12 protein-coding genes are annotated in these 19,784 nt (G+C 72.7%); 6 read left to right on the plus strand and 6 right to left on the minus strand.

Annotated elements, in window-relative coordinates; genetic code table 11:
• Positions 1 to 31: 31 nt before the first annotated feature.
• Together BJ964_RS45150 and BJ964_RS45155 are read left to right on the plus strand one after the other, a co-directional pair.
• Positions 32 to 1,243, plus strand: a complete 1,212-nt coding sequence (locus BJ964_RS45150; protein WP_188126400.1) for an acyl-CoA dehydrogenase family protein — start codon at positions 32 to 34, stop codon at positions 1,241 to 1,243.
• Positions 1,244 to 1,316: 73 nt separating this feature from the next.
• Entirely contained in the window at positions 1,317 to 1,835 is a 519-nt protein-coding gene (locus BJ964_RS45155; protein ID WP_188126401.1) for a DUF6879 family protein, read from the plus strand.
• Here the strand turns inward: BJ964_RS45155 and BJ964_RS45160 are convergent.
• Positions 1,825 to 7,125, minus strand: coding sequence for a DUF3320 domain-containing protein (locus BJ964_RS45160; RefSeq protein ID WP_188126402.1), 5,301 nt, complete (start codon positions 7,123 to 7,125; stop codon positions 1,825 to 1,827). The genes BJ964_RS45155 and BJ964_RS45160 overlap by 11 nt on opposite strands.
• Before the next feature lie 109 nt (positions 7,126 to 7,234).
• Positions 7,235 to 8,809 (minus strand): bifunctional NAD(P)/FAD-dependent oxidoreductase/class I SAM-dependent methyltransferase, encoded by a 1,575-nt coding sequence (locus tag BJ964_RS49430; protein ID WP_188126403.1) that lies wholly within the window; start codon positions 8,807 to 8,809, stop codon positions 7,235 to 7,237.
• Between the two features lie 73 nt (positions 8,810 to 8,882).
• Between BJ964_RS49430 and BJ964_RS45170 the strand changes: the two genes are divergently transcribed.
• Positions 8,883 to 9,488, plus strand: a complete 606-nt coding sequence (locus tag BJ964_RS45170) for a helix-turn-helix domain-containing protein (RefSeq protein WP_188126404.1) — start codon at positions 8,883 to 8,885, stop codon at positions 9,486 to 9,488.
• On the opposite strand, the gene BJ964_RS45175 is transcribed toward BJ964_RS45170, so the two are convergent.
• The 4 genes from BJ964_RS45175 to BJ964_RS45190 all read right to left on the minus strand — a co-directional run bounded on the left by BJ964_RS45175 (position 9,465) and on the right by BJ964_RS45190 (position 15,006).
• The gene (locus tag BJ964_RS45175) at positions 9,465 to 10,403 is read right to left on the minus strand and encodes a phosphoglycerate dehydrogenase (protein WP_188126405.1); all 939 of its coding nucleotides are present in this window, start codon (positions 10,401 to 10,403) and stop codon (positions 9,465 to 9,467) included. The two genes, BJ964_RS45170 and BJ964_RS45175, sit on opposite strands and share 24 nt — an antisense overlap.
• Positions 10,404 to 10,421: 18 nt before the next feature.
• Positions 10,422 to 11,921 carry a glycosyltransferase family 39 protein gene (locus BJ964_RS45180; protein ID WP_188126406.1) on the minus strand — a complete coding sequence of 500 codons (1,500 nt, stop codon included), beginning with the start codon at positions 11,919 to 11,921 and terminating at the stop codon, positions 10,422 to 10,424.
• A 221-nt stretch (positions 11,922 to 12,142) separates the two neighbouring features.
• Entirely contained in the window at positions 12,143 to 12,829 is a 687-nt protein-coding gene (locus BJ964_RS45185) for a hypothetical protein (RefSeq protein ID WP_188126407.1), read from the minus strand.
• Between the two features lie 77 nt (positions 12,830 to 12,906).
• Positions 12,907 to 15,006, minus strand: a complete 2,100-nt coding sequence (locus tag BJ964_RS45190; RefSeq protein ID WP_188126408.1) for a PhoX family protein — start codon at positions 15,004 to 15,006, stop codon at positions 12,907 to 12,909.
• Positions 15,007 to 15,328: 322 nt separating this feature from the next.
• Here BJ964_RS45190 and BJ964_RS45195 point away from each other — a divergent pair, with 322 nt between their 5' ends.
• The 3 genes from BJ964_RS45195 to BJ964_RS45205 all read left to right on the plus strand — a co-directional run bounded on the left by BJ964_RS45195 (position 15,329) and on the right by BJ964_RS45205 (position 19,784).
• On the plus strand, positions 15,329 to 17,824 hold the full coding sequence (locus BJ964_RS45195; protein ID WP_188126409.1) for an alpha-L-arabinofuranosidase C-terminal domain-containing protein: 2,496 nt from the start codon (positions 15,329 to 15,331) through the stop codon (positions 17,822 to 17,824).
• 10 nt (positions 17,825 to 17,834) lie between these two features.
• Entirely contained in the window at positions 17,835 to 19,256 is a 1,422-nt protein-coding gene (locus tag BJ964_RS45200; RefSeq protein WP_188126410.1) for a glycoside hydrolase family 43 protein, read from the plus strand.
• Between the two features lie 90 nt (positions 19,257 to 19,346).
• Positions 19,347 to 19,784 carry an RrF2 family transcriptional regulator gene (locus tag BJ964_RS45205; RefSeq protein WP_188126411.1) on the plus strand — a complete coding sequence of 146 codons (438 nt, stop codon included), beginning with the start codon at positions 19,347 to 19,349 and terminating at the stop codon, positions 19,782 to 19,784.

The raw sequence follows: 19,784 nt of genomic DNA on the forward strand, positions 1-19,784 counted from the left end.
GCGAGTTAACCTGCCGGCGGAGGGGCTGACCGTGGAGTTCTGGCTCGACCTCAACGACGAACAGCGCGAGCTGCGCGACTGGGTGCACGGGTTCGCCGAATCGGTGGTCCGGCCCGCGGCCGCGGAGTGGGACGAGCGGGAGGAGACTCCCTGGCCGGTCCTCCAGGAGGCCGCGAAGATCGGCCTGTACGGGTTCGAGTTCCTCGCCAACACCTGGTCGGACACGTCCGGGCTGAGTCTGCCGGTCGCCAACGAGGAGCTGTTCTGGGGCGACGGCGGCATCGGCATGGCGATCTCCGGCACCTCGCTGGCGGTGGCCGCGATCTTCGGCTCGGGTACACCGGATCAGCTGATCGAGTGGGTGCCGCAGTGCTTCGGGGACGCCGCCGACCCCAAGGTGGGCGCGTTCTGCAGCACCGAGCCGGAGGCGGGTTCGGACGTGGCGGCGATGCGCACCCGGGCGATCTACCACGAGGCGACCGACGAGTGGGTGATCCGCGGGCAGAAGGCGTACGCCACCAACGGCGGGATCGCCCACGTGCACGTGGTGACGGCGAGTGTCGACCCGTCGCTGGGGTCCCGTGGGCAGGCCGCGTTCATCGTGCCGCCGGGGACGACGGGGCTGGTGGGGACGAAGAAGCTGAAGAAGCTGGGGCTGCGGGCCTCGCACACCGCCGACGTGTTCCTCGACGACGTCCGGGTGCCCGGCAGCTGCCTGCTCGGCGGCAAGGAGGCGCTGGACAAGCGGCTCGCGAAGGCGCGTGAGGGGCAGCGGCGGTCCGGCCAGGCGGCGATGCGGACCTTCGAGCTGTCCCGGCCGGCGGTCGGCGCGCAGGCGATCGGCATCGCCCGGGCCGCCTACGAGTACGCGCTGGAGTACGCGAAGACCCGGGTCCAGTTCGGCCGCCCGATCATCGAGAACCAGGCGGTCGCGTTCGCGCTGGCCGACATGCGGATGGAGATCGACGCGGCCCGGCTGCTGGTGTGGCGGGCGGCGTGGATGGGCCGCAACGAGCGGCCGTTCACCGCCGGCGAGGGCTCGATGTCGAAGCTGAAGGCCGGTGAGGTGGCGGTCACGGTCACCGAGAAGGCGGTGCAGATCCTCGGCGGCGCCGGTTATCTGCGTGAGCATCCGGTGGAGCGGATGTTCCGGGACGCCAAGATCTACACGATCTTCGAGGGCACCTCGGAGATCCAGCGGCTGGTGATCGCACGCGCCATCTCCGGTGTGCAGATCCGCTGACGTTTTCCCTCCACGTGCGTCAACGTCACGGGCGGGCTGGACCGGTCTCGTCCACTGTGGTCAAGGTGGGGGCATGCGGCTGCTTCGGGGTGACGCGTTCGACGGGCTGTTCCGGTCCTTCGAACGGACGGCGTTCCACCTGGAGGTGCAGGACGTCTATCACACGCGGGAGGAGTCGGCGCCGTTCCAGCGGTTCCTCGACGGCGAACCGGATGATCTGGGCTGGCAGCGGCCGTGGCTGGAGCTGGTCCGGGAGGTCACCGACGCGGGCCGCAGTGTCCGGCGGCTGCGGGTGGTGCCGGTGCCGCACCTGGACTACACGCGGTGGCTGCTGAACATCTCCGGGTTCAACGTCGAGGCCGGCGAGGACATCCGCTGGCTGCCCCGGCCGGAGACGGGCGGGCTGGCGGTCGCCTTCGACGACTTCTGGCTGTTCGACGACCGCCGGGTGGTGTTCACCCTGTTCGGTCCGGACGGCGGGTTCGCCGGGGGCGCGCTCACCGAGGATCCGGCGATCGTCCGGCACTGCGCGCGGACCCGGACGACCCTGTGGACCGCCGGGACCCCGCACGACGACTACGTCAAAGGTTGACCTCGGTCCGTACCGGCCGGCCGGTCTCCTCCCGGCGCGGCAGCATCGCCGGGTCGGGCAGGTCGAGCAGGTCGCTCGCCGGGGCGGCGATCAGCCCGTTGCGGTGCGCGATCAGCCGGTCCGCCTCGACCAGGTCGTCGAGCATCGCCGCGAGCCGGGCCGCGCCCGCCCGGTTGCCGCTCCAGCCGAACAGCCGCCCGGCCGCGGCCAGCAGGTCCTCCCCCTCGACCAGGCCGGCGTCGAGGACCAGATACTCCAGGGCCAGCTGGATCTCGGCGTCGGCGACCTGATCGGGTTTGCGGGTGACGCCGTCGGCGGGCACCCGTACGGCCGGGATCGGGGTGTCCGGGGCGGTCACGAAGGTGCCGTCGAAACCGGCGCGGGAGTCGCGTACGGCCCTCTCGATCGCCGTCCTGATCTGCTGGGTGAGGCGGGCGATTCCCCAGCCCTCGCGGATCCGCCGGGTCACCGTGGCCAGGTGCACCGGGCCCTCCACCTCGGCGACCCGCTCGACGGCCTCGATCAGCAGCTGCCGGGCCACCGCGTCGGCGAGGCGGGTGGTGGCCGGCAGCGGCTCGATCACGGCGCGCTCGTAGGGCAGCGCCCACTCGGGCCGCTGCGCCGGGCGGGCGGTCAGCGTCTCGTCCTCGGTCTCGGCGAAGACGTCCGGGACGGCCAGGGCGCTCTCGACCGCCGTCCGGAGCCGGGCCTCCTCGTTCTCCCGGTCGTGGTACCACGCGACCGACCAGATCCGGTGCAGGTGCCAGCCGAGGCTGTGCAGCACCTGCTCGTGCAGGCGGTCCCGGTCCCGGGCGACCGGGGACAGCTGGTAGCCGGGGCCGTCGCAGCGGACGCCGAGGGCGTACGACTCGCGGGTGTCGTCCGGGTGGCGCACCCCGATCTCGACCCGGTAGCGGCCCGCGCCGGACCGGACGTGCGCCGGGTAGCCCCAGTTCTCCAGGGTCTCCCGGATCGACTCCTCGAGCGGGGTGGGCTCCTGCTCGGTGAGCGCCGGCCCGCCGTGCTCGGCGTAGTCGAGGTACGCGGCCAGCCGGCGTTCCCCCTCGTCGGCGGGTTCCTCACGGTTCCCGGCGCCGATCGCCGACACCACCTCGACCCGGTGCCGGGCCCGGGTGACGGCGACGGCGAGCCGCCGTGCGCCGGTGGGTCCGCCGGCCGCGTCCAGGCTCGCGCCGGTGGACAGGATGATCACGTCGCGTTCGTCGCCCTGTGCCGTCTCGGCGCCCTCGACCACGAAGTCGCCGAGGAAGCCCTCCAGGTCGGGGCGCCCGGCCAGTTCGGCCTCGACGGCGTCGGCGATCTCGTCGGCGTGGGCGGCGGTGAGCGTCACGACGCCCAGCGACAGCGACGGCCGGGTGGTGAGGTGGTGCAGGACCCGTTCGGCGACCAGCCGGGCCTCGCCGGCGACCGCGGCCGGGTGGAGCTGGACGCCGAGATCCGCGCCGGACGGGTGCGGGCTCGGGAAGGTGTTCAGCCGGCCCTGGTAGAAGGCCTCGTTGGCGAAGGCGATCAGGCTCTCGTGCCGGCTGCGGTAGTGCCAGGTGAGGGCGAGCCGGGTGAACGCGCCGCAGTCGTTCGCCACCACCAGCACCGACGGCTGGTCGCCGGCCGGGGGCAGCTGGGCGTCGTCGCCGACGATCACCAGCGACGCGCCCCGGTAGGCGCAGGCCACCGCGGCCGCCGGGGTCATCCGGGACGCCTCGTCGATCACCACGACGTCGAAGGACGCCTCGGCCGGCAGCAGGCGGCTCACCTCGGCGGGCGGCATGACCAGGCACGGTTTGAGGGCGGCGATCGTGTCCCAGGCGCCGGCGAGCAGGTCGCGTACCGGGAGGTGGCCGTCGTTCTTGAGGCCCTCGGCCCGGATCAGCGCGGCGCCGTCACCGCCGGTGACCTCCGGCCGCCGCCGGTCGAGCACCTCGATGACCGATTCGGCCGCGTCGGTGAGCAGATCGGAGTCCAGGCGGCGGAACCCGGCGGCCATCTCGTCGCGCACGACGGCGGCGACCGGCTGGAGCCGCTCGTCCTCGGCCAGGACGTGGTCGGTCCACGCCCGGTACGCGCTGCGTTCCAGCACGTCCCCGAGCCGCTGTACGTCCACCGCGTGGTCGGCGCAGAAGTCGATGACGGTGTCCATCCCGTACTCGGCGAGGACCGCGCGAGCCTCCAGGTACTGGAACCACTCCTGCTGGCCGGTGTCGTCGTCGAGCAGGTCGCGCAGCAGGTCGTGGGCGGTCTCGTAGCGGTCCAGGGCGGTGCCGAGCCGGACCTGCCGGGCCGGGCCGAAGGCGTCGATGATGCGCTGCCGTGCCTCCTGCCACGCCGTGGACGCCGGGGTCAGGTCGGGGGCGGGGTGGCCCGCGACCAGTGCCTCGGCCTGTTCGCCGGTGAGCGCGGAGTCCGCGCCGGTGCGCAGCGTACGGGCGTGCGCCGTCCACTCGATGGCATCCTCGAGGGCTCGCAGGTCGGTGTGCCGTCCCTGGAACACCGGCCCGAGGGTGGCCTCGAGGGACCGGGTCGCGGCGCTGAACGCGTCCTCGGCGTCGATCACGCCCCGCCGTACCTCGATGATCCCGGCCGCCTCGGCGCCGTTGAGGTCGCGGCCGACGGCGTCGCCGAGCCGCCGCAGGATCGCGGCGGTGCCGCGCAGCGGCGCCACCTGGGCGCGCAGCCAGGCGATCGCCTCGTGCACCGGGCCGTGCCCGAGTTCCGGCCGCCCGGCCGGGTCGGGCTCCGGCCGCAGGGTGCCCCGCCAGTACCGGAACACGTCGCGGGCCTCGGTGACGGCCCGGACCAGGTCGTCGGCCGGGTGCATCGCACAGACGTAGTCGATGACCGCGGGCAGCGCCTCGGGCGGGGTGACCCGCAGCACCTCGCCGGCCGTCTGGAGGGCCCGGCCGATCGCCGGGAAGTCGGTGTCGGCCCGTCTCCAGAAGCGCCCGAGCAGGCCGGCGTGCTGTCGCTCGGCGGCGATCAGGCCCTCGTGGGCGCGCCGCCAGGCGACGGCCAGCCCGAGTTCGGCGACCGCCTCGTCGACGGTGACGCCCGGCTGGGTGAACCCGGCCACCGTCTCCCGGTCGCGCCGGTACGGGGCGAGCAGCTTGCGGGCGCCGCGGTGCAGGGTGACGAACCGCTCGGCGAGGTCCTCGACCGGTTCGGTGAGCACCGCGCCGGTGAAGATCTCGTGTGCGGCGGCGCGGGCCGCGGCGACCGCGTCGATGTGCAGCCGCAGCGTGCTGGCGGCGTTGTGCACGGCGGACTGGGCGCCCGGGGCGAACCACGTCCTCTCCGGCTTGTCCGGGCGGCCGCCCAGCTCGGCGACCAGGTGCACCAGTTCGACGTCGGAGAAGGTGACCACGTCCGGCAGGCCGAGCCGGACGGTGGCCCGGTCCAGGCTCTGCTGCTGGTGCTCGAGTTCGTCGGCGTCCGCGGCGAACCGTCCGGCCAGCGCCTTGGCCTCGTCCGCGGTGAGCGGTTCGAGCCGGACCGCGGGCGGGTCCAGCCGCGGCGGTTCGGGCAGGGCGTCCAGGTCCATCGGGGCGGCCAGCGTCTCCCAGCCGACACCGGCCCGGTTGCGGACCGCCTCGGCGGCCCGGCGGGACACGTCGATGCGCTGGGCGAGTTCCTCGGCGGCGATCCGGACCGGGCGCAGGGTGTTCGCCATGAGCCACTGGTCGGCGGCGCCGGGCGGGCGCTGCGCGGCGTGTTCGGCGATCTCCCCGAGGGCGGCCGCGTCGGCCGGCGCCCGCAGATGGAAGGCGGCGGCGATGGTCCCGTTCACGGCGACGGCGCCGGACAGCTCCTCCAGGGCGAGCTGGGCCTCCAGCAGGGCCTCGTCGAGCGGTTCGCGTTCGGCCACCTCGCGCCAGCGGTAGCCGCTGCGCTCGGTGGCCGGGCGCCAGGCACCGGCCAGGCGGTTCGCGGCGTCGCGGATCCGGTCCAGGATCTCGTCGGTCAGGCCGGCGGCGGGCAGGGCCGGGGCCGGCGCCTCCGGCAGCCCGGCCAGCCGGGCGAATCGGCCGGCCACCTCGTACAGGCTGCGGCCGAGTGGGTGGCGGATCTCGTTGACGGCTTCGGCGTACGCGTTGAGCCGCTCCCTCCGCTCCCGCAGCTCCTGGCGTGCCTCGTCGCTCATCGGGGTGCCGGGCAGCGGGTCCGCCTCCAGGGCGGCGGCCAGCGTGGCCGCGACATGCCGGCGGGACAGCCGGTCGCCGTGCAGGTCGAGGAGGTAGTTGCCGAGCCCGGTGTCGGCCAGCCGGTGCTGGACGCTGTTCAGGGCGGACGCCTTCTCGGACACGACCAGCACCCGTTTCCCGGCGTGGGCGAGCGCGCCGGCCATGTTGGCGATGGTCTGCGACTTGCCGGTGCCGGGCGGGCCGTCGACGACGAAGCTGTGGCCCTCGCAGGCGGCGGCCACGCAGGCGCGCTGCCCGGCGTCGGCGTCCAGCACGAGTGGCACGTCGTCGGGCGGGGCGAGCACGTCGATCTCGTCCGGGGTGATCGGGGTGAAGGCGAACGCGCCCTCGGTGCCGGCGGCGGTGGCCAGCGCCCGGACCACCGGGTGGGCGAGGATCCGGTCCTCGTTCTCGGTCAGGTCGCGGCGGATCGCCTCGACGGCCGGGTCGAAGCGGGCCAGCACGGCCAGGTCGGCGGTGTGCCAGCCGGGCCGTCCCGCGCCGGCGGCGGCGATCTCGGCGGTGAGCGCCGCGATGTCCACACCGGCCAGGTCGCCGACCTCGGGCAGGGTGACGCCGAGGCGGGCGAGCCGGGCGGCGAGGGCCGGGTTGACCAGCGGGTCGCCGCTGCCGGCGCGCAGCCGGGGCACCTCGCCCGGGCCGAGGGCGACCAGGTCGACCGGGATCAGCAGCAGTGGGCTGGCGTGGCCGGCGCCGGCGCCGTCCTGCCAGTGCAGCAGCCCGGCCGCCAGGTGGAGCACGTCCACCCCGCGGTCGGCCCGTTCCAGCCGGGTCTGCCGGCGCAGGCGGCGCAGCAGCGGCCCGAGCACCCCGTCCGGCAGCTCGGTACGCAGGTCGCCCTTCTTCGCCCCGGCCCCGGCCCCGGCCAGGGTGCAGTCCCGGCCGTGGCGCAGCGCCTCGACGACGCCGGCCGGGTTCGGGGAGACGATCTCCACCAGGTCGGCGCCGCCGCGTGGCAGGTTGATGAGGCGGTCGGCGCCGCCCGGGTCGACGAGCCCGTCCCGCCAGGCCGCGAGCGCCGCCCGGGCGTCCTCGCCCGGATCGGGGTGTCGTTCAGGATCGTCCGGACGCATGTGCCCATTGCAGCAAGGCGGCCGCAGCCATGCTGGCGATTCGCCCGGTTAGCCGGAACTAGGCCCGGAAAACTCGGACAAGTACGCCGACTGCGGCCGCTCTCCGGGGTCAGCCCTGACGCCTCGCCACCAGAACCGCGTCCCGGACGGTGATCACGCGGCCGTCCGGGTCGGTCGCCGTCCGGGGCCGGGCCTCGGCGGTGACCACCTTCCACGCCTCCGGGTCGAGTTCCGCGGCGATCTCCTCAGCGGTGAACAGCATGTCCGGGAAGTGGTGCCGGGCGAAGGTGGCCAGGTCGGACGGGTGGTGGCCGACCACCAGCAGGGTGCCGCCCGGGGCCACGGCGGCGGCCAGCCGGGCGTACAACTCGCGGCGCTCCTCCGGCGGCAGATGCATGAACTGCGCGGACACCAGGTCGTACGCCTCCCCCGGCGGGTCGGCGCGCAGGTCCGCGTGCCGGAACGTGACCCGCTCGGCCACCCCGGCCCCGGCCGCGTGCCCGGCGGCCCGCTCCAGGGCGACCGTCGAGATGTCCACACCGGTCACCTCCCAGCCGCGTTCGGCGAGCCACACCGTGTCGGCGCCCTCGCCGCAGCCCACGTCCAGGGCACGTCCCGGGGTCAGTCCGGGCACCTCGGCGACCAGCTGCGGGTTGGGCCGCCCGCTCCAGATCGCGTCCTTGCCGCGGTAGCGCTGCTCCCAGGCCTCCTCGGTGAACATGGTGGAGATCCGCTCCCGGTAGCCGTCCACCGCCCGCCGGGTGTCCTCGGCGATCAGGTCCATGTTGATCGCGGCGGCGGCGGTCTGCCCGCCCGCGGCGGCCACCACGACGGTCGCGCCCAGGTTCGTCACGTTCCCGGCCACCCACACGCCGGGCACCCGGGTCGCCCCGGTCTCGTCGGCCGGGATCCGGCTGCCCAGCACCAGCCCGTGCATCTCGAACGGCTCGGCCGGAAGGTCCAGCGACTCCAGCACCCCGGAACGGGCGGCGAACCGGGGCCCGGCCACCAGCGCGTCCACCGCGACCGTCTCGCCGGACGCCAGCCGCACCCCGGTCATCCGGTCCCCGGACACCTGAACGCCCACCACCTCGCCGGCCACCACCGGGATGCCCCGGGCGGCCAGTTCCTCGGACTGTTCGGCGCCGGGCGCGGGATGGCCGTGGAGCAGGATCAGCACGTGCGGGCTGAGCTGCCGCCACATCTGCGCCTGGAGCAGGCTCAGCGGCCCGGTCACCAGCACGCCGATCCGCCTGTCCCGCAGCTCCCACCCGTGGCAGTACGGGCAGTGCGCCACGTCCCGGCCCCACCGTTCGGCCAGCCCCGGGATGTCCGGCAGCTCGTCGACCAGGCCGGTGGTGACCAGCAGGCGCCGCCCGCGGACCAGCCGGCCGTCGTCGATCGCCACCCGGAACCCGTCGCCGTCACGGACCGCCGACTCGGCGCGGCCGGTCAGCAGTTCGGCGCCGTAGCCGATGACCTCGGCCCGGCCGGCGGCCAGCAGCTCGGCCGGGGGTGTGCCGTCCCGGCCCAGGTAGTTGTGCATGTGCGCGGCCGGGGCGTTGCGCGGCTCCCCACTGTCGACGACGAGCACCGACCGCCGGGAGCGGGCCAGGGCCAGCGCTCCGCTCAGTCCGGCCGCGCCGCCGCCGATCACCACGACGTCGTACGTCTGCTCCTCCACGGCGTACTCCTCTCTCGCCTCTCCCGCTCACCGTGCCCAACACTCCGGCAGGACGGCAACTAATGTTGCTGTTATGGCAAAAGACCTGGAGTCCGCGCTCGCCGCCGTGGGGCCCCGGCTGCGCGAGCTGCGCCAGCGGCGCGAGATCACGCTCACCCGGCTGGCCGAGACCACCGGGATCTCGGTGAGCACGCTGTCCCGCCTCGAGTCGGGCAGCCGCCGCCCCACGCTGGAGTTGCTGCTGCCGCTGGCCGAGGCCTACCAGGTCACCCTCGACGAGCTGGTGGACGCGCCGGAGACCGGCGACCCGCGGGTCCGGGCGCGGCCGATCCAGCGAGGCGGGCACACGTACGTCCCGCTCAGCCGGCGGCCGGGCGGGTTGCAGGCCTTCAAGCAGATCCTGCCGCCCGAACCGGGGACGTGCGGGGTGGAACAGCAGACCCACGAGGGTTACGAGTGGCTCTACGTGCTGTCCGGGCGGGTCCGGCTGCTGCTCGGCGACCACGACCTGGTGCTCACCCCGGGCGAGGCGGCCGAGTTCGACACCCGGCTGCCGCACGCGATCCTCAACCCCGGACCGGAGCCGGCCGAGGTGCTCAACATCTTCGGGCCGCAGGGCGAGCGGGTGCACGTGCGCGCCCGCTCGACCCGCGGGTCAGGAGACGACGTTGCGCAGTGAGCCGCCGCTGCGGTAGGCCGCCAGGTTCTCGCCGAGCAGCGCGGACGCGCCCTCCGGACGGCCGCCGGCGGCGTGCGGCGTGATGATCACGTCGGGTTCGTCCCACAGGCCCGAGGCCACCGGCAGCGGTTCCTCGGCGAAGACGTCCAGGGCCGCCCCGCCGAGCCGCCCGGCCCGGATCGCGGCCAGCAGCGCGTCCTCGTCCAGGGTGGCGCCGCGGCCCACGTTCACCACCCAGGCGTGGGCGGGCAGCCGGTCCAGGATCGCGGCGCCCAGGACGCCGGCCGTCTCGGGGGTGGCCGGCAGGATGTTGATCAGCAGGTCGGTCTCCGGCAGCAGGCCCGGCAGGTCGGCGTCGGTCACCACCGGGAAGCCGTGCCGCTCGCCGGCGCCCCGGGCCACCCCGGTCACGTGCGCGCCCAGCGCGGCGAGCAGCGGGGCCAGCCGCGCCGCGATCCCGCCGAAACCCCAGATCACCACGTTCGCGTCGCGCAGCGTCCGGAACGCGCCCGGCTCGTCCACCGGTTGCGGGCCGCCCCACTCGCCCGCCCAGCGGCGGCCGATCTGCGCCCGGACCAGCCGATTGAGCCGGCGGGCGGCGGCCAGCACCAGGCCCAGCGTGTGCTCGGCGACGGTCCGGTCGTGCAGCCCCAGCCCCGCGGTGACCACCACGTCGGCGGCGAACCCGGCGGCCAGCACCGCGTCCGGCCCGGCGGCGAGCGTCTGCACCCAGCGGACCGCCTTGAGCCGCTGGGCCGCGTCGGACAGGTTCTCCGGCGTGTTGCCCCACACCACCAGCACCTCGGCGTCGGTGTGCTCGTCGGGGAGCGGGCGGCGGACGTCGTAGACGGCGGTGGTCACGCCGGCGGGCAGGTCCGGGTCGAGGGGGATGGTGTCGGGGAGCAGAACCTTCATGGCGGTCAGCTTGCCAGCTCAGCCCCGTAGTTCGTAGAGCGCGACGGTGGCCCGCTTGGGCTGCCAGACATCGACCTGGCGGTAGCCGCCGGTGAGCATCGCGCGCAGCTCCGGCCGGATGGTGAGCGGGTCGGCGACCCGGTCGCCGAGGACCAGCCAGACGCGGCGGGCGCCGGCCAGCCGGGCGGCCGTGTCCGGGTACTCCTCGGCGATCAGGGTGCCGGTCCGCGCCGACGGGACGCGGACCAGCGGGTCGGCCGGGACGACCGGCTCCGCGGCCAGGTAGTGGTCCATGCCGGCCCGGATCGACCGGTTCCGGGCCGGATAGACGACCACGTCCCCGGGCCGCGCCTCCCGGCCGATGATCGTCGCGACGGCCCGGTAGTCCGGCCCGTTCTTCGCGGTCTGGGCCCGGACCGCCCGCTGCCCCGGCACCGCGACAGCGGCGAGCACCAGCAGCACCGTCACCACCCGCGTCACGGTGAACCGGGACCAGCCGTCCCGGCCGCCGGTCAGCGCGACCGCCGCCAGGATCGCCACCGGGGCCAGCACCACCAGCAGGTAGCGGGCCACCCACATGGGCGAGATCAGGTAGGACACGGCGGCCAGGACCGTCAGCGGGCCGAGGGCGAGCAGCGCGACCGGGACCAGGCGGCGCAGCGGCCGCCAGGAGACCAGCGCCACCATGCCGATCAGGAACCAGGCCACCTCCCGCGAGCCGGCGATCCCGGCCGGCATGCCGGCGATGCCGCGCACGGTGATCGGGCCGACCCAGTGCAGCTGGGCGTCCTGCTGGCGCAGGCCCAGCCAGGCGATCGGGGCGAGCGGCAGCAGGGCGGCCAGCACCGTGCCGCCCCAGACCAGGGCGCGCCGGCGGCGCCTCCCGCCGGGTTGCAGGGCGACCAGGGCGGCATGCGCCACCAGGGTGGTCAGGGCGAGCAGGTGGAAGAGACCCAGCATCAGCACGCTCAGGCCGTAGGCGATCCACCGGTACGCGCCGCCGCGCCGGATCGCCTCCACCAGCAGGAGCAGCGCCAGGACCGAGAAGAAGCAGGCGAAGGCGTACGGGCGGGCCTCGGCCGCGTACCGGGTTGTGTTCGGCACGACGCACAGGATCAGTCCGGTGACCAGCCCGGCCAGCGGGGTGAACAGGCGCCTGCCCAGCTCGGCGGCGACCGCCACGCCGGCCGCCATGGCCACGATCGAGGGCAGCCGCAGGGCCACCTCGCCGGTGCCGGCCAGCCCGGTCCACCAGTGCAGGAGCAGGTAGTAGAAGCCGAAGACGGCGTCGATGTTCGGCGCCGTGGCGAGGATCTGCGGCACCGACCGGGAGGCCATCTCCGCGGAGGTGACCTCGTCCCAGCTGAGCGTGGGCCGGCCGGCCTGGATCAGGGCGATGCCGAGCATCAGCACGCCGGGCACCGCGGCCGGCAGGATCCGCAGCAGCCACGCGGCCACCCGGGAGCGGCGCCCGGGATCCGGGACGTCGCCTCCGGCCCCCCGGCGTGGCGGTGCCACGCGCGGATCGAAAACGTCCGGCCTCATCGTGGTCGGCGTCTCGGTCAAACCTGTCACCCCCGCAGGTGTTACGGCCCCTCAACGCCTAGGAACACGCCGGGCAGGGCCGTACGGATCACTTCGTAGCCCTTTTGAGCCGTGGGCCACGCACTTTCAGTGACCATGGAGCCGTGACCGGCCCCGAGATGATCACCATCCGATGATGGCGCGAATGAGGGACGTCACCGGGAGATTCGGGCCGATTCGGCCACGGTGCCGATGGCGGCCCGGCGGCCGGGGTCCGCGGCGTACTCCCGGATGATCCTGGCCAGCAGGTCGGGGTACGGGGTCGGCACCAGGACCGTGCGGCCGCTCGCGCGGCGCAGGCGGACGGACGGGATCGACCGGCGGCCGCCGGCGGTGATCGCGCCCGGCCCGGTGAGCTCGTCCCAGCGGATCAGGTGGTCGCGCCACGGTCCGCGCCGCAGCACCCCGGCGGGCTCCACCCGGATGCCGCGGGAGAACAGGGCCGTGTTCCAGGCGAAGACGATCAGCAGCACCGCGAACAGCGAGTACCATCCGTCGAAGGGCCAGTCCAGTTCTCCCCGGACCAGGTCGCCGATCGTCTCGGAGATGCCGAGCGGCACCCACATCAGGGTCTGGGCGACGGCCAGGCAGGTGGAATAGGGCACCACCGGTGTCTCGAACGCCGCCTCCCCGGTCGGCACCAGCGGGGCGCCGGACCGGTCGCGCAGGAGATGCCCCATCACCACCAGGAACAGCGCCAGGACGATCGAGCCGAACACCAGCAGGATCCCGAGCACCGGCTGGTCGACCGTCTGCACCGCGACGCCGAGAAGCACCGCGGCCAGCAGGGCGGCGAACAGAACCGGTTGCGGGCGGCGGGCAGCGGCGTACAACACGTTCACGAAGATCACTGTAGGAAGTGGACGCCAGGACGGCCGCGGCGTGGCACGCCGCGGCCGTCGGAGTGTTGCCCGGTGGATCAGCTGCCGACCGGGCCGCCGTCCTTGCGCCAGGTCACCACGACGCCGGGCTTGGCGAAGTCGCCGTCCGGCCAGACCGAGGCGGGCTTGTCCACCGACGCGCCGGTGATCTCGCCGGGGTGCTGGACCGCCACGAACACCGAACGGTCGTCGGAGGTGATGAAGGGGCCGCAGGTCTCGGCGCCCTTCGGCACGGTGAGGAACTGGCGCAGCCGGCCCCGCTCCCGGCCCTCGACCGGCGTCGCGAAGAGACCGTCGTTGCTGCCCAGCGCGTTGCCGTCGGTCGAGATCCAGAGGTTGCCGGCGCTGTCGAAGGCGACGTTGTCCGGGCAGGAGATCGGGGAGACCGCCGTCTTGTCGTAGCCGCCGAAGTAGGTGTCGGCCGCGGCCGGGTCGCCGCACACGATCGGCAGCTGCCAGGTGAAGGTGGCGCCGGTGTGGTCGCCCCGGTCCTCGGTGATCTCGAAGATGTGGCCGTGCTTGTTGGCGTTGCGCGGGTTGGCCTCGTCCGGCTTGGCGTTGGTGCCGACACCGCGGTTGGTGTTGTTGGTCATCGCCGCGTAGATCTTGCCGGTGCGCGGGCTCGGCTGGACGTCCTCGGGACGGTCCATCTTGGTGGCGCCGACCGCGTCGCCGGCCAGGCGGGTGAAGGTGAGCACGTCGATCGCGGTCATGCCGGGCACGTACGACGTGTTGCCGGACACCAGCTTGATCCACTCGCCCCGGCCGTCGAACTTCCCGTCGGCGGGCGGCTTGCCGGTGCCGTCGATCTCGGCCGGGTCGCTGTCGCCGGTGACCTTGGCGACGTAGAGCGTGCCCGACTCCAGCAGGGTCAGGTTGTGCCGGCGGGCCCACGGCGAGTCGCTGTCGATGTACTTCTTGTCCGAGACGAACTTGTACAGGTAGTCGAACCGCTCGTCGTCACCCATGTACGCGACGACCCGGCCGTTGCGGGCGACGATGACGTTGGCGCCCTCGTGCTTGAAGCGGCCCATGGCGGTGTGCTTGCGCGGACGGCCCTCGGGGTCGAACGGGTCGACCTCGACGACCCAGCCGAACCGGTTCGCCTCGTTCGGGTGCAGGGCCAGGTCGAAGCGCTCCTGGGCCCGGTCCCACTTGCGGCTGCCGCTCGGGTAGCGGGCGGTGGTGCTGATGCCGTACCGGTTGAGCTTCGGCTTGACGTCGGCCGCGACCGCGTCACCGCCGACGAGGTACTGGTTGAAGTTCTCCTCGCCGGAGAGCACGGTGCCCCACGGGGTGACGCCGCCGGCGCAGTTGTTCAGCGTGCCGATGACGATCCGGCCGGACGGGTCGGCGGCGGTCTTGACCAGCGCCGAGCCGGCCACCGGGCCGGTCAGCTCGAACTCGGTCGCGAGCGCGGTGATCCGGCGGTTCCAGCGCAGCCGGCGGCTCTTGGCCGGCTTCCACCGGCCGGTGCGGCCGACCCGCTCGATCTCGACCACGGACAGGCCGTGCGCCGCGATGGCGATCTTGAGTTGCTCGACGGTGAGGGCGTCCATGGTGGTGAAGCCACGGAACATCAGGTCCTCGTTGGTGTATTCGTGGTTCACCACGAGCAGCGCCCGGTCCCGGTCACCGGGGATCGGGATCACGCCGACGAAGTCGTTGTTGTAGCCGAACTGCTTCGACTGGGCGGCCGCCGTCTGCTTGTCGACGTCGAACGCCGGCGCGCCGGGCTCGACCGGATCGCCCCAGCGGATCACGACCGACGACTGGTACCCGGCCGGGATGGTCACCTGGTCCAGGGTGTTCGGGGCGACCGTCTCGAAGGTGAGCCGGCCGGCCCTGCCGCCGTGGCGGGCGGCCTCTACCGGGGCGGCCGGGGCGGCCGCGGCGGGGCCGGCCGCGGCGAGCGCCGAGCCGCCGAAGCCGAGCACCATCGCTCCGACGGCACCGGCCCGGACCACGCCGCGGCGGCTCATCTCGGCGTTGACGACGTCTCCGAGGTAGGGGTTGGCCGACTCGTTCGGCACGGGGTGGTCACACGCGTTGCCGCATCGGTACAGACAGGTCATCGCGTCGCGACTGCCACCGCTGTGTCCCAGCAGCGGAAGCAGGCGGCGGTTGAAGTCCGGCATCGGTTCAGTTCTCCTCGGTCTCACGTCACCGCGCTCGGTGACGGGCTGCCCGGACGCTAAAAGCCCAGGTGTACGGCGACCACCCCGGTCGGGTGCCCCCGAGGTGAACGAGGCGTGAACGTCCTCCGCACGTTGCCGCCCGGAGAACCGGTGTAGCCCAGGCCGCTAGTTAACGCTAACAAGATCCAGTCTTTGCGGTTGCAGCGCTGCAAATCCTGGTCGTGAAACACTTGACAGCCCTGTCGATGTTTGCGTACACATTGCGGAGCCCCTATACGGAAACACTCCCGAAACCGTTGCGATCCGCACCGGAGGACTCTTCATGCCCCGAATCCCCTACCGTCTCGTGGGCGCGGCCGCCGTACTGGTCTCGCTCCCGCTCGCGGTCGCCCCGCCGGTCGCCGCCGTGGCGGTCGAACCGGACTACACCATCACGGTGAACCCGGACGCGACCGGCGCCTCGATCCCCAAGTCCATGTACGGCGTCTTCTTCGAGGACATCAACTACGCGGCCGACGGCGGCCTCTACGCCGAACTGGTCCGCAACCGCTCGTTCGAGTTCACCAGCACCGACGCGTCCGGCTACAACGGGCTGACCGCGTGGGCGGCCACCGGCTCGGCCGTGGTGACCAACGACGACCAGCGGCTCAACGAGCGCAACCGCAACTACCTCAAGGTGACCGGCGCGGCCGGCCTCACCAACGCCGGCTACAACACCGGTCTGGCCGTCGCCCGGTCGGAGCACTACAACTTCTCGGTGTGGGCCCGGGCCGACGCGGCGTCCACCCTGGAGGTGGCGCTGCAGACCACCGCCGGGACCGCGCTCGCCGCCCCGCTGACGGTGGCGGTCTCCGGGGACACCTGGACGAAGTACACCGGCACGCTGCGGGCGACCGGCACCAGTGACGTCGCGCGCCTGTCGGTCCGGACCACCGGCACGGCGACGCTGCGCCTGGACGAGATCTCGCTGTTCCCGCGCGACACCTACAAGGGCCGGGCGAACGGCCTGCGCAGGGACCTGGCCGAGAAGATCGCGGCGCTCGAGCCGGGCTTCGTCCGCTTCCCGGGCGGCTGCCTCGTCAACACCGGCAGCATGTACCAGTACACGGCCGCCAACAACTACCCGCGCGCCCGGTCCTACCAGTGGAAGGACACCGTCGGGCCGGTCGAGACACGGGCCACCAACAAGAACTTCTGGGGCTACAACCAGAGCTACGGCCTCGGCTACTACGAGTACTTCCAGTTCGCCGAGGACATCGGCGCCATGCCGCTGCCGGTCCTGCCGGCCCTGGTGACCGGTTGTGGCCAGAATCGGGCCACGATCGACGAGGCGCTGCTCCAGCAGTACATCCAGGACACCCTGGACCTGATCGAGTTCGCCAACGGCGCGACCACCACCACGTGGGGCAAGGTGCGCGCCGACATGGGCCACCCGAAGCCGTTCAACCTCACCACGCTCGGCATCGGCAACGAGGAGAACCTGCCCGAGGAGTACTGGGCGAACTTCCTCAAGTTCGAGTCCGCCATCAAGGCGAAGCACCCGGACATCACGGTGGTCAGCAACTCCGGTCCGGACGACCAGGGTTCGACGTTCGAGAACCTGTGGGCCAAGAACCGGGCGAACGGCACGGACATGGTCGACGAGCACTACTACAACAGCCCGTCGTGGTTCCTGCAGAACAACAAGCGCTATGACTCGTACGACCGGAGCGGTCCGAAGGTCTTCCTCGGCGAATACGCGTCGCTCGACGCCAAGCTGTACAACTCGCTGGCCGAGGCGGCGTACATGACCGGCCTGGAGCGCAACGCCGACGTGGTGAAGATGGCGTCCTACGCGCCGCTGCTCGCCAACATCGACAACGTGCAGTGGAAGCCGGACATGATCTGGTTCGACAACGACGAGTCGTGGGGCTCCACCAGCTACCAGATGCAGAAGCTCTTCATGAACAACGTCGGTGACCGGGTCGTGCCGACCACCACCACCGGCAACGTGCTCCAGCCGAAGCCGATCACCGGCGGGGTCGGGCTCTCCACCTGGCGGACCGCCGCGACCTACGACGACGTCAAGGTCACCAGCCCGGACGGCGCCGTGCTGTTCAGCGACGACTTCAACGACGGCAACGCGGACGGCTGGACCTCGGTGACCAACCGCGGCAACTGGACGGTGACCAACGGCGCCTACACCCAGACGACCACGGACACCGAGGACACCATGGTCAAGGGCGCGACGATCAGCGCGACCGATTACGACTACACGCTGAAGGCCACCAAGACGGCCGGCGCGGAGGGCTTCCTGGTCGCGTTCGGCATCCAGGAGACCGGCCAGTTCTACTGGTGGAACCTGGGCGGCTGGAACAACACCCAGGGCGCCATCGAGAAGGGGATCACCTCCGCCAAGGAGCAGATCCTCACCAAGCCCAACAGCGTGACCACGGGCAGGACCTACGACCTCAAGATTTCGGTACGGGGTACGAAGGTCACCCTGTACCTGGACGGAGTGGAGTGGGGCTCGTTCGACGACAACGCCGTCACCGAGCCGTTCGCCCAGGTCGTCACGGAGGACACGAGGACCGGCGAGCTGATCGTCAAGGTCGTCAACGCGCAGGACACCCCGGCCGTCACAAGGATCGACCTGGGTGGGCGCAAGGTGGCCCGGACCGCGAAACAGACCGTGATCACCGGTGACCCGGGCGAGCAGAACACCCGCTCGGCCGAGCCGATCCTGCCGGTCACCAGCACCGTCAGCGGGATCGCCGCCACGTTTACCCGCGAGTTCCCGGCGAACTCGGTCACCTTCCTCCGGATCAAGACCCGATAAGGACGTGGACATGACGTTCGCACTGCATCGCCGTACGCTGCTCCGGGGTTCTCTCGGGGTGGCCGGCGCCGGAGCTCTCGGCGCGCTCGCCGCGAGCGGCGCGGAAGGCGCCCCGCAGCCGGGCCCGCTGCCCGATGACGCCGCCATCTACGGAGTGCCCACCATCGACCCGCTGATCAGCCAGCGCGCCGACCCCTTCATCACCAGGCCGGTCGGCGGCATGTACTACTTCACCGGCTCGGTGCCGGAGTACGACCGCCTGGTCGTGCGCGGCGCCACCACCATCGCCGGCCTCGCCGGGGCCGAGGAGACCGTCATCTGGCGGCGCCCCACCAGCGGCACCATGGGCGGCCACATCTGGGCGCCGGAGCTGCACCGGATCGGCGGGAAGTGGTACATCTACTTCGCCGCCGGCGACGCCGGGAACGTGTTCCGGATCCGGACGTACGTGATGGAGTCCGCGCTCGACGACCCGCGCGACCCGGCCGGCTGGACCCTCAAGGGGCAGCTGATCACCGAGTGGGACGGCTTCACCCTGGACGCCACCAGCTTCACCCATCGCGGGCGGCAGTACCTGGTGTGGGCCCAGAGCGAGCCGGAGATCGCGGTCAACACGAGCCTCTACATCGCCGAGATGGCGAACCCGTGGACGTTCCGGACCAAGCCGACCCGGATCACCACGCCCACGAAGAGCTGGGAGATCATCGGCTACCGGGTGAACGAGGGCCCGGCCGTGCTGATCCGTAACGGGAAGGTATTCATCACCTTCTCGGCCAGCGCCACCGACGCCAACTACTGCATGGGCCTGCTCTCCGCCGACGCGTCGGACGATCTTCTTTCGCGTTCCAGTTGGACGAAGCACCCGGATCCGATCTTCGTCTCCGACGACCGGACCCAGCGGTACGGGCCCGGGCACAACTCGTTCACGGTGGCCGAGGACGGGGAGACCGACGTGCTGGTCTACCACGCCCGCGACTACAAGCAGATCGTCGGCGACCCGCTGTACGACCCCAACCGGCACACCCGGGTGCAGAAGCTCTACTGGCACGAGGACGGGACGCCGCTGTTCGGCATCCCGGTCGGGACGGGCGGGCCGATCGTGCGCCTGTCGCCGTCCGGCGCGCCACGCTCGTTCGTCAAGCACGAGGGTGACGTGATCCGGGCCGCGCACGCGCCGCGTGAGCTGGAGCTGACCCAGTTCCGGTTCGTGGCCGGGGCGGACGGCACCGAGACGATCCAGTCGGTCGACCAGCCCACGAAGTTCCTCGTGGTCAGCGGCACGACCGTCGGGCTGGGCGCCACCGGCACCCCGGTCACCCGGATCGCGGCCAAGGGTGGCGTGACCATCCGGGTCGCGCCCGGCCAGTACCTCCAGCACAAGGGCGGTCAGATCACGGTCGCCGCGAAGGCCACGGTCTTCACCCTGAGCTAGATCACTCAGATCACGGAGGGGGCGCGCCCCCTCCGTGATCTATCGCTCAGAAACAGGACTTTCAGATACCTCTTTTAGTAGGGTCGGCCCGTGCGACTGAATCGCTCCACCGATATCGGCCTTCGCGTCCTGATGCTCGCCGCCGCACGGCCGGACGACCTGCTCACCATCGACGTGCTGGCGGACTCGGTGGCGGTCCCCCGCAGCCACCTCGCCAAGGTGGTCCAGCGGTTGCAGCACCTCGGCCTGCTGGACACCGTGCGCGGCCGCAACGGCGGCGTCCGGCTCGCCACCGGCGCCGCGGGCGCGTCCATCGGCGGCCTGGTCCGCGAACTCGAGGGCGACACCGAGGTGGTCGAGTGCGGCGGGGAGACGCCCTGCCCGCTCAACGCCGGCTGCCGGCTGCGCGGTGCGCTGCGCGTCGCACAGGAGGCGTTCTACGCCTCGCTCGACCCCATCACGATCGGCGACCTGGCCGCTCCCCCGGTCCGGCAGGTGCTCCTGACCCTCGGCCGATCTCCCCAGTGA

Source organism: Actinoplanes lobatus, assembly GCF_014205215.1.
GTDB classification, from domain to species: domain Bacteria; phylum Actinomycetota; class Actinomycetes; order Mycobacteriales; family Micromonosporaceae; genus Actinoplanes; species Actinoplanes lobatus.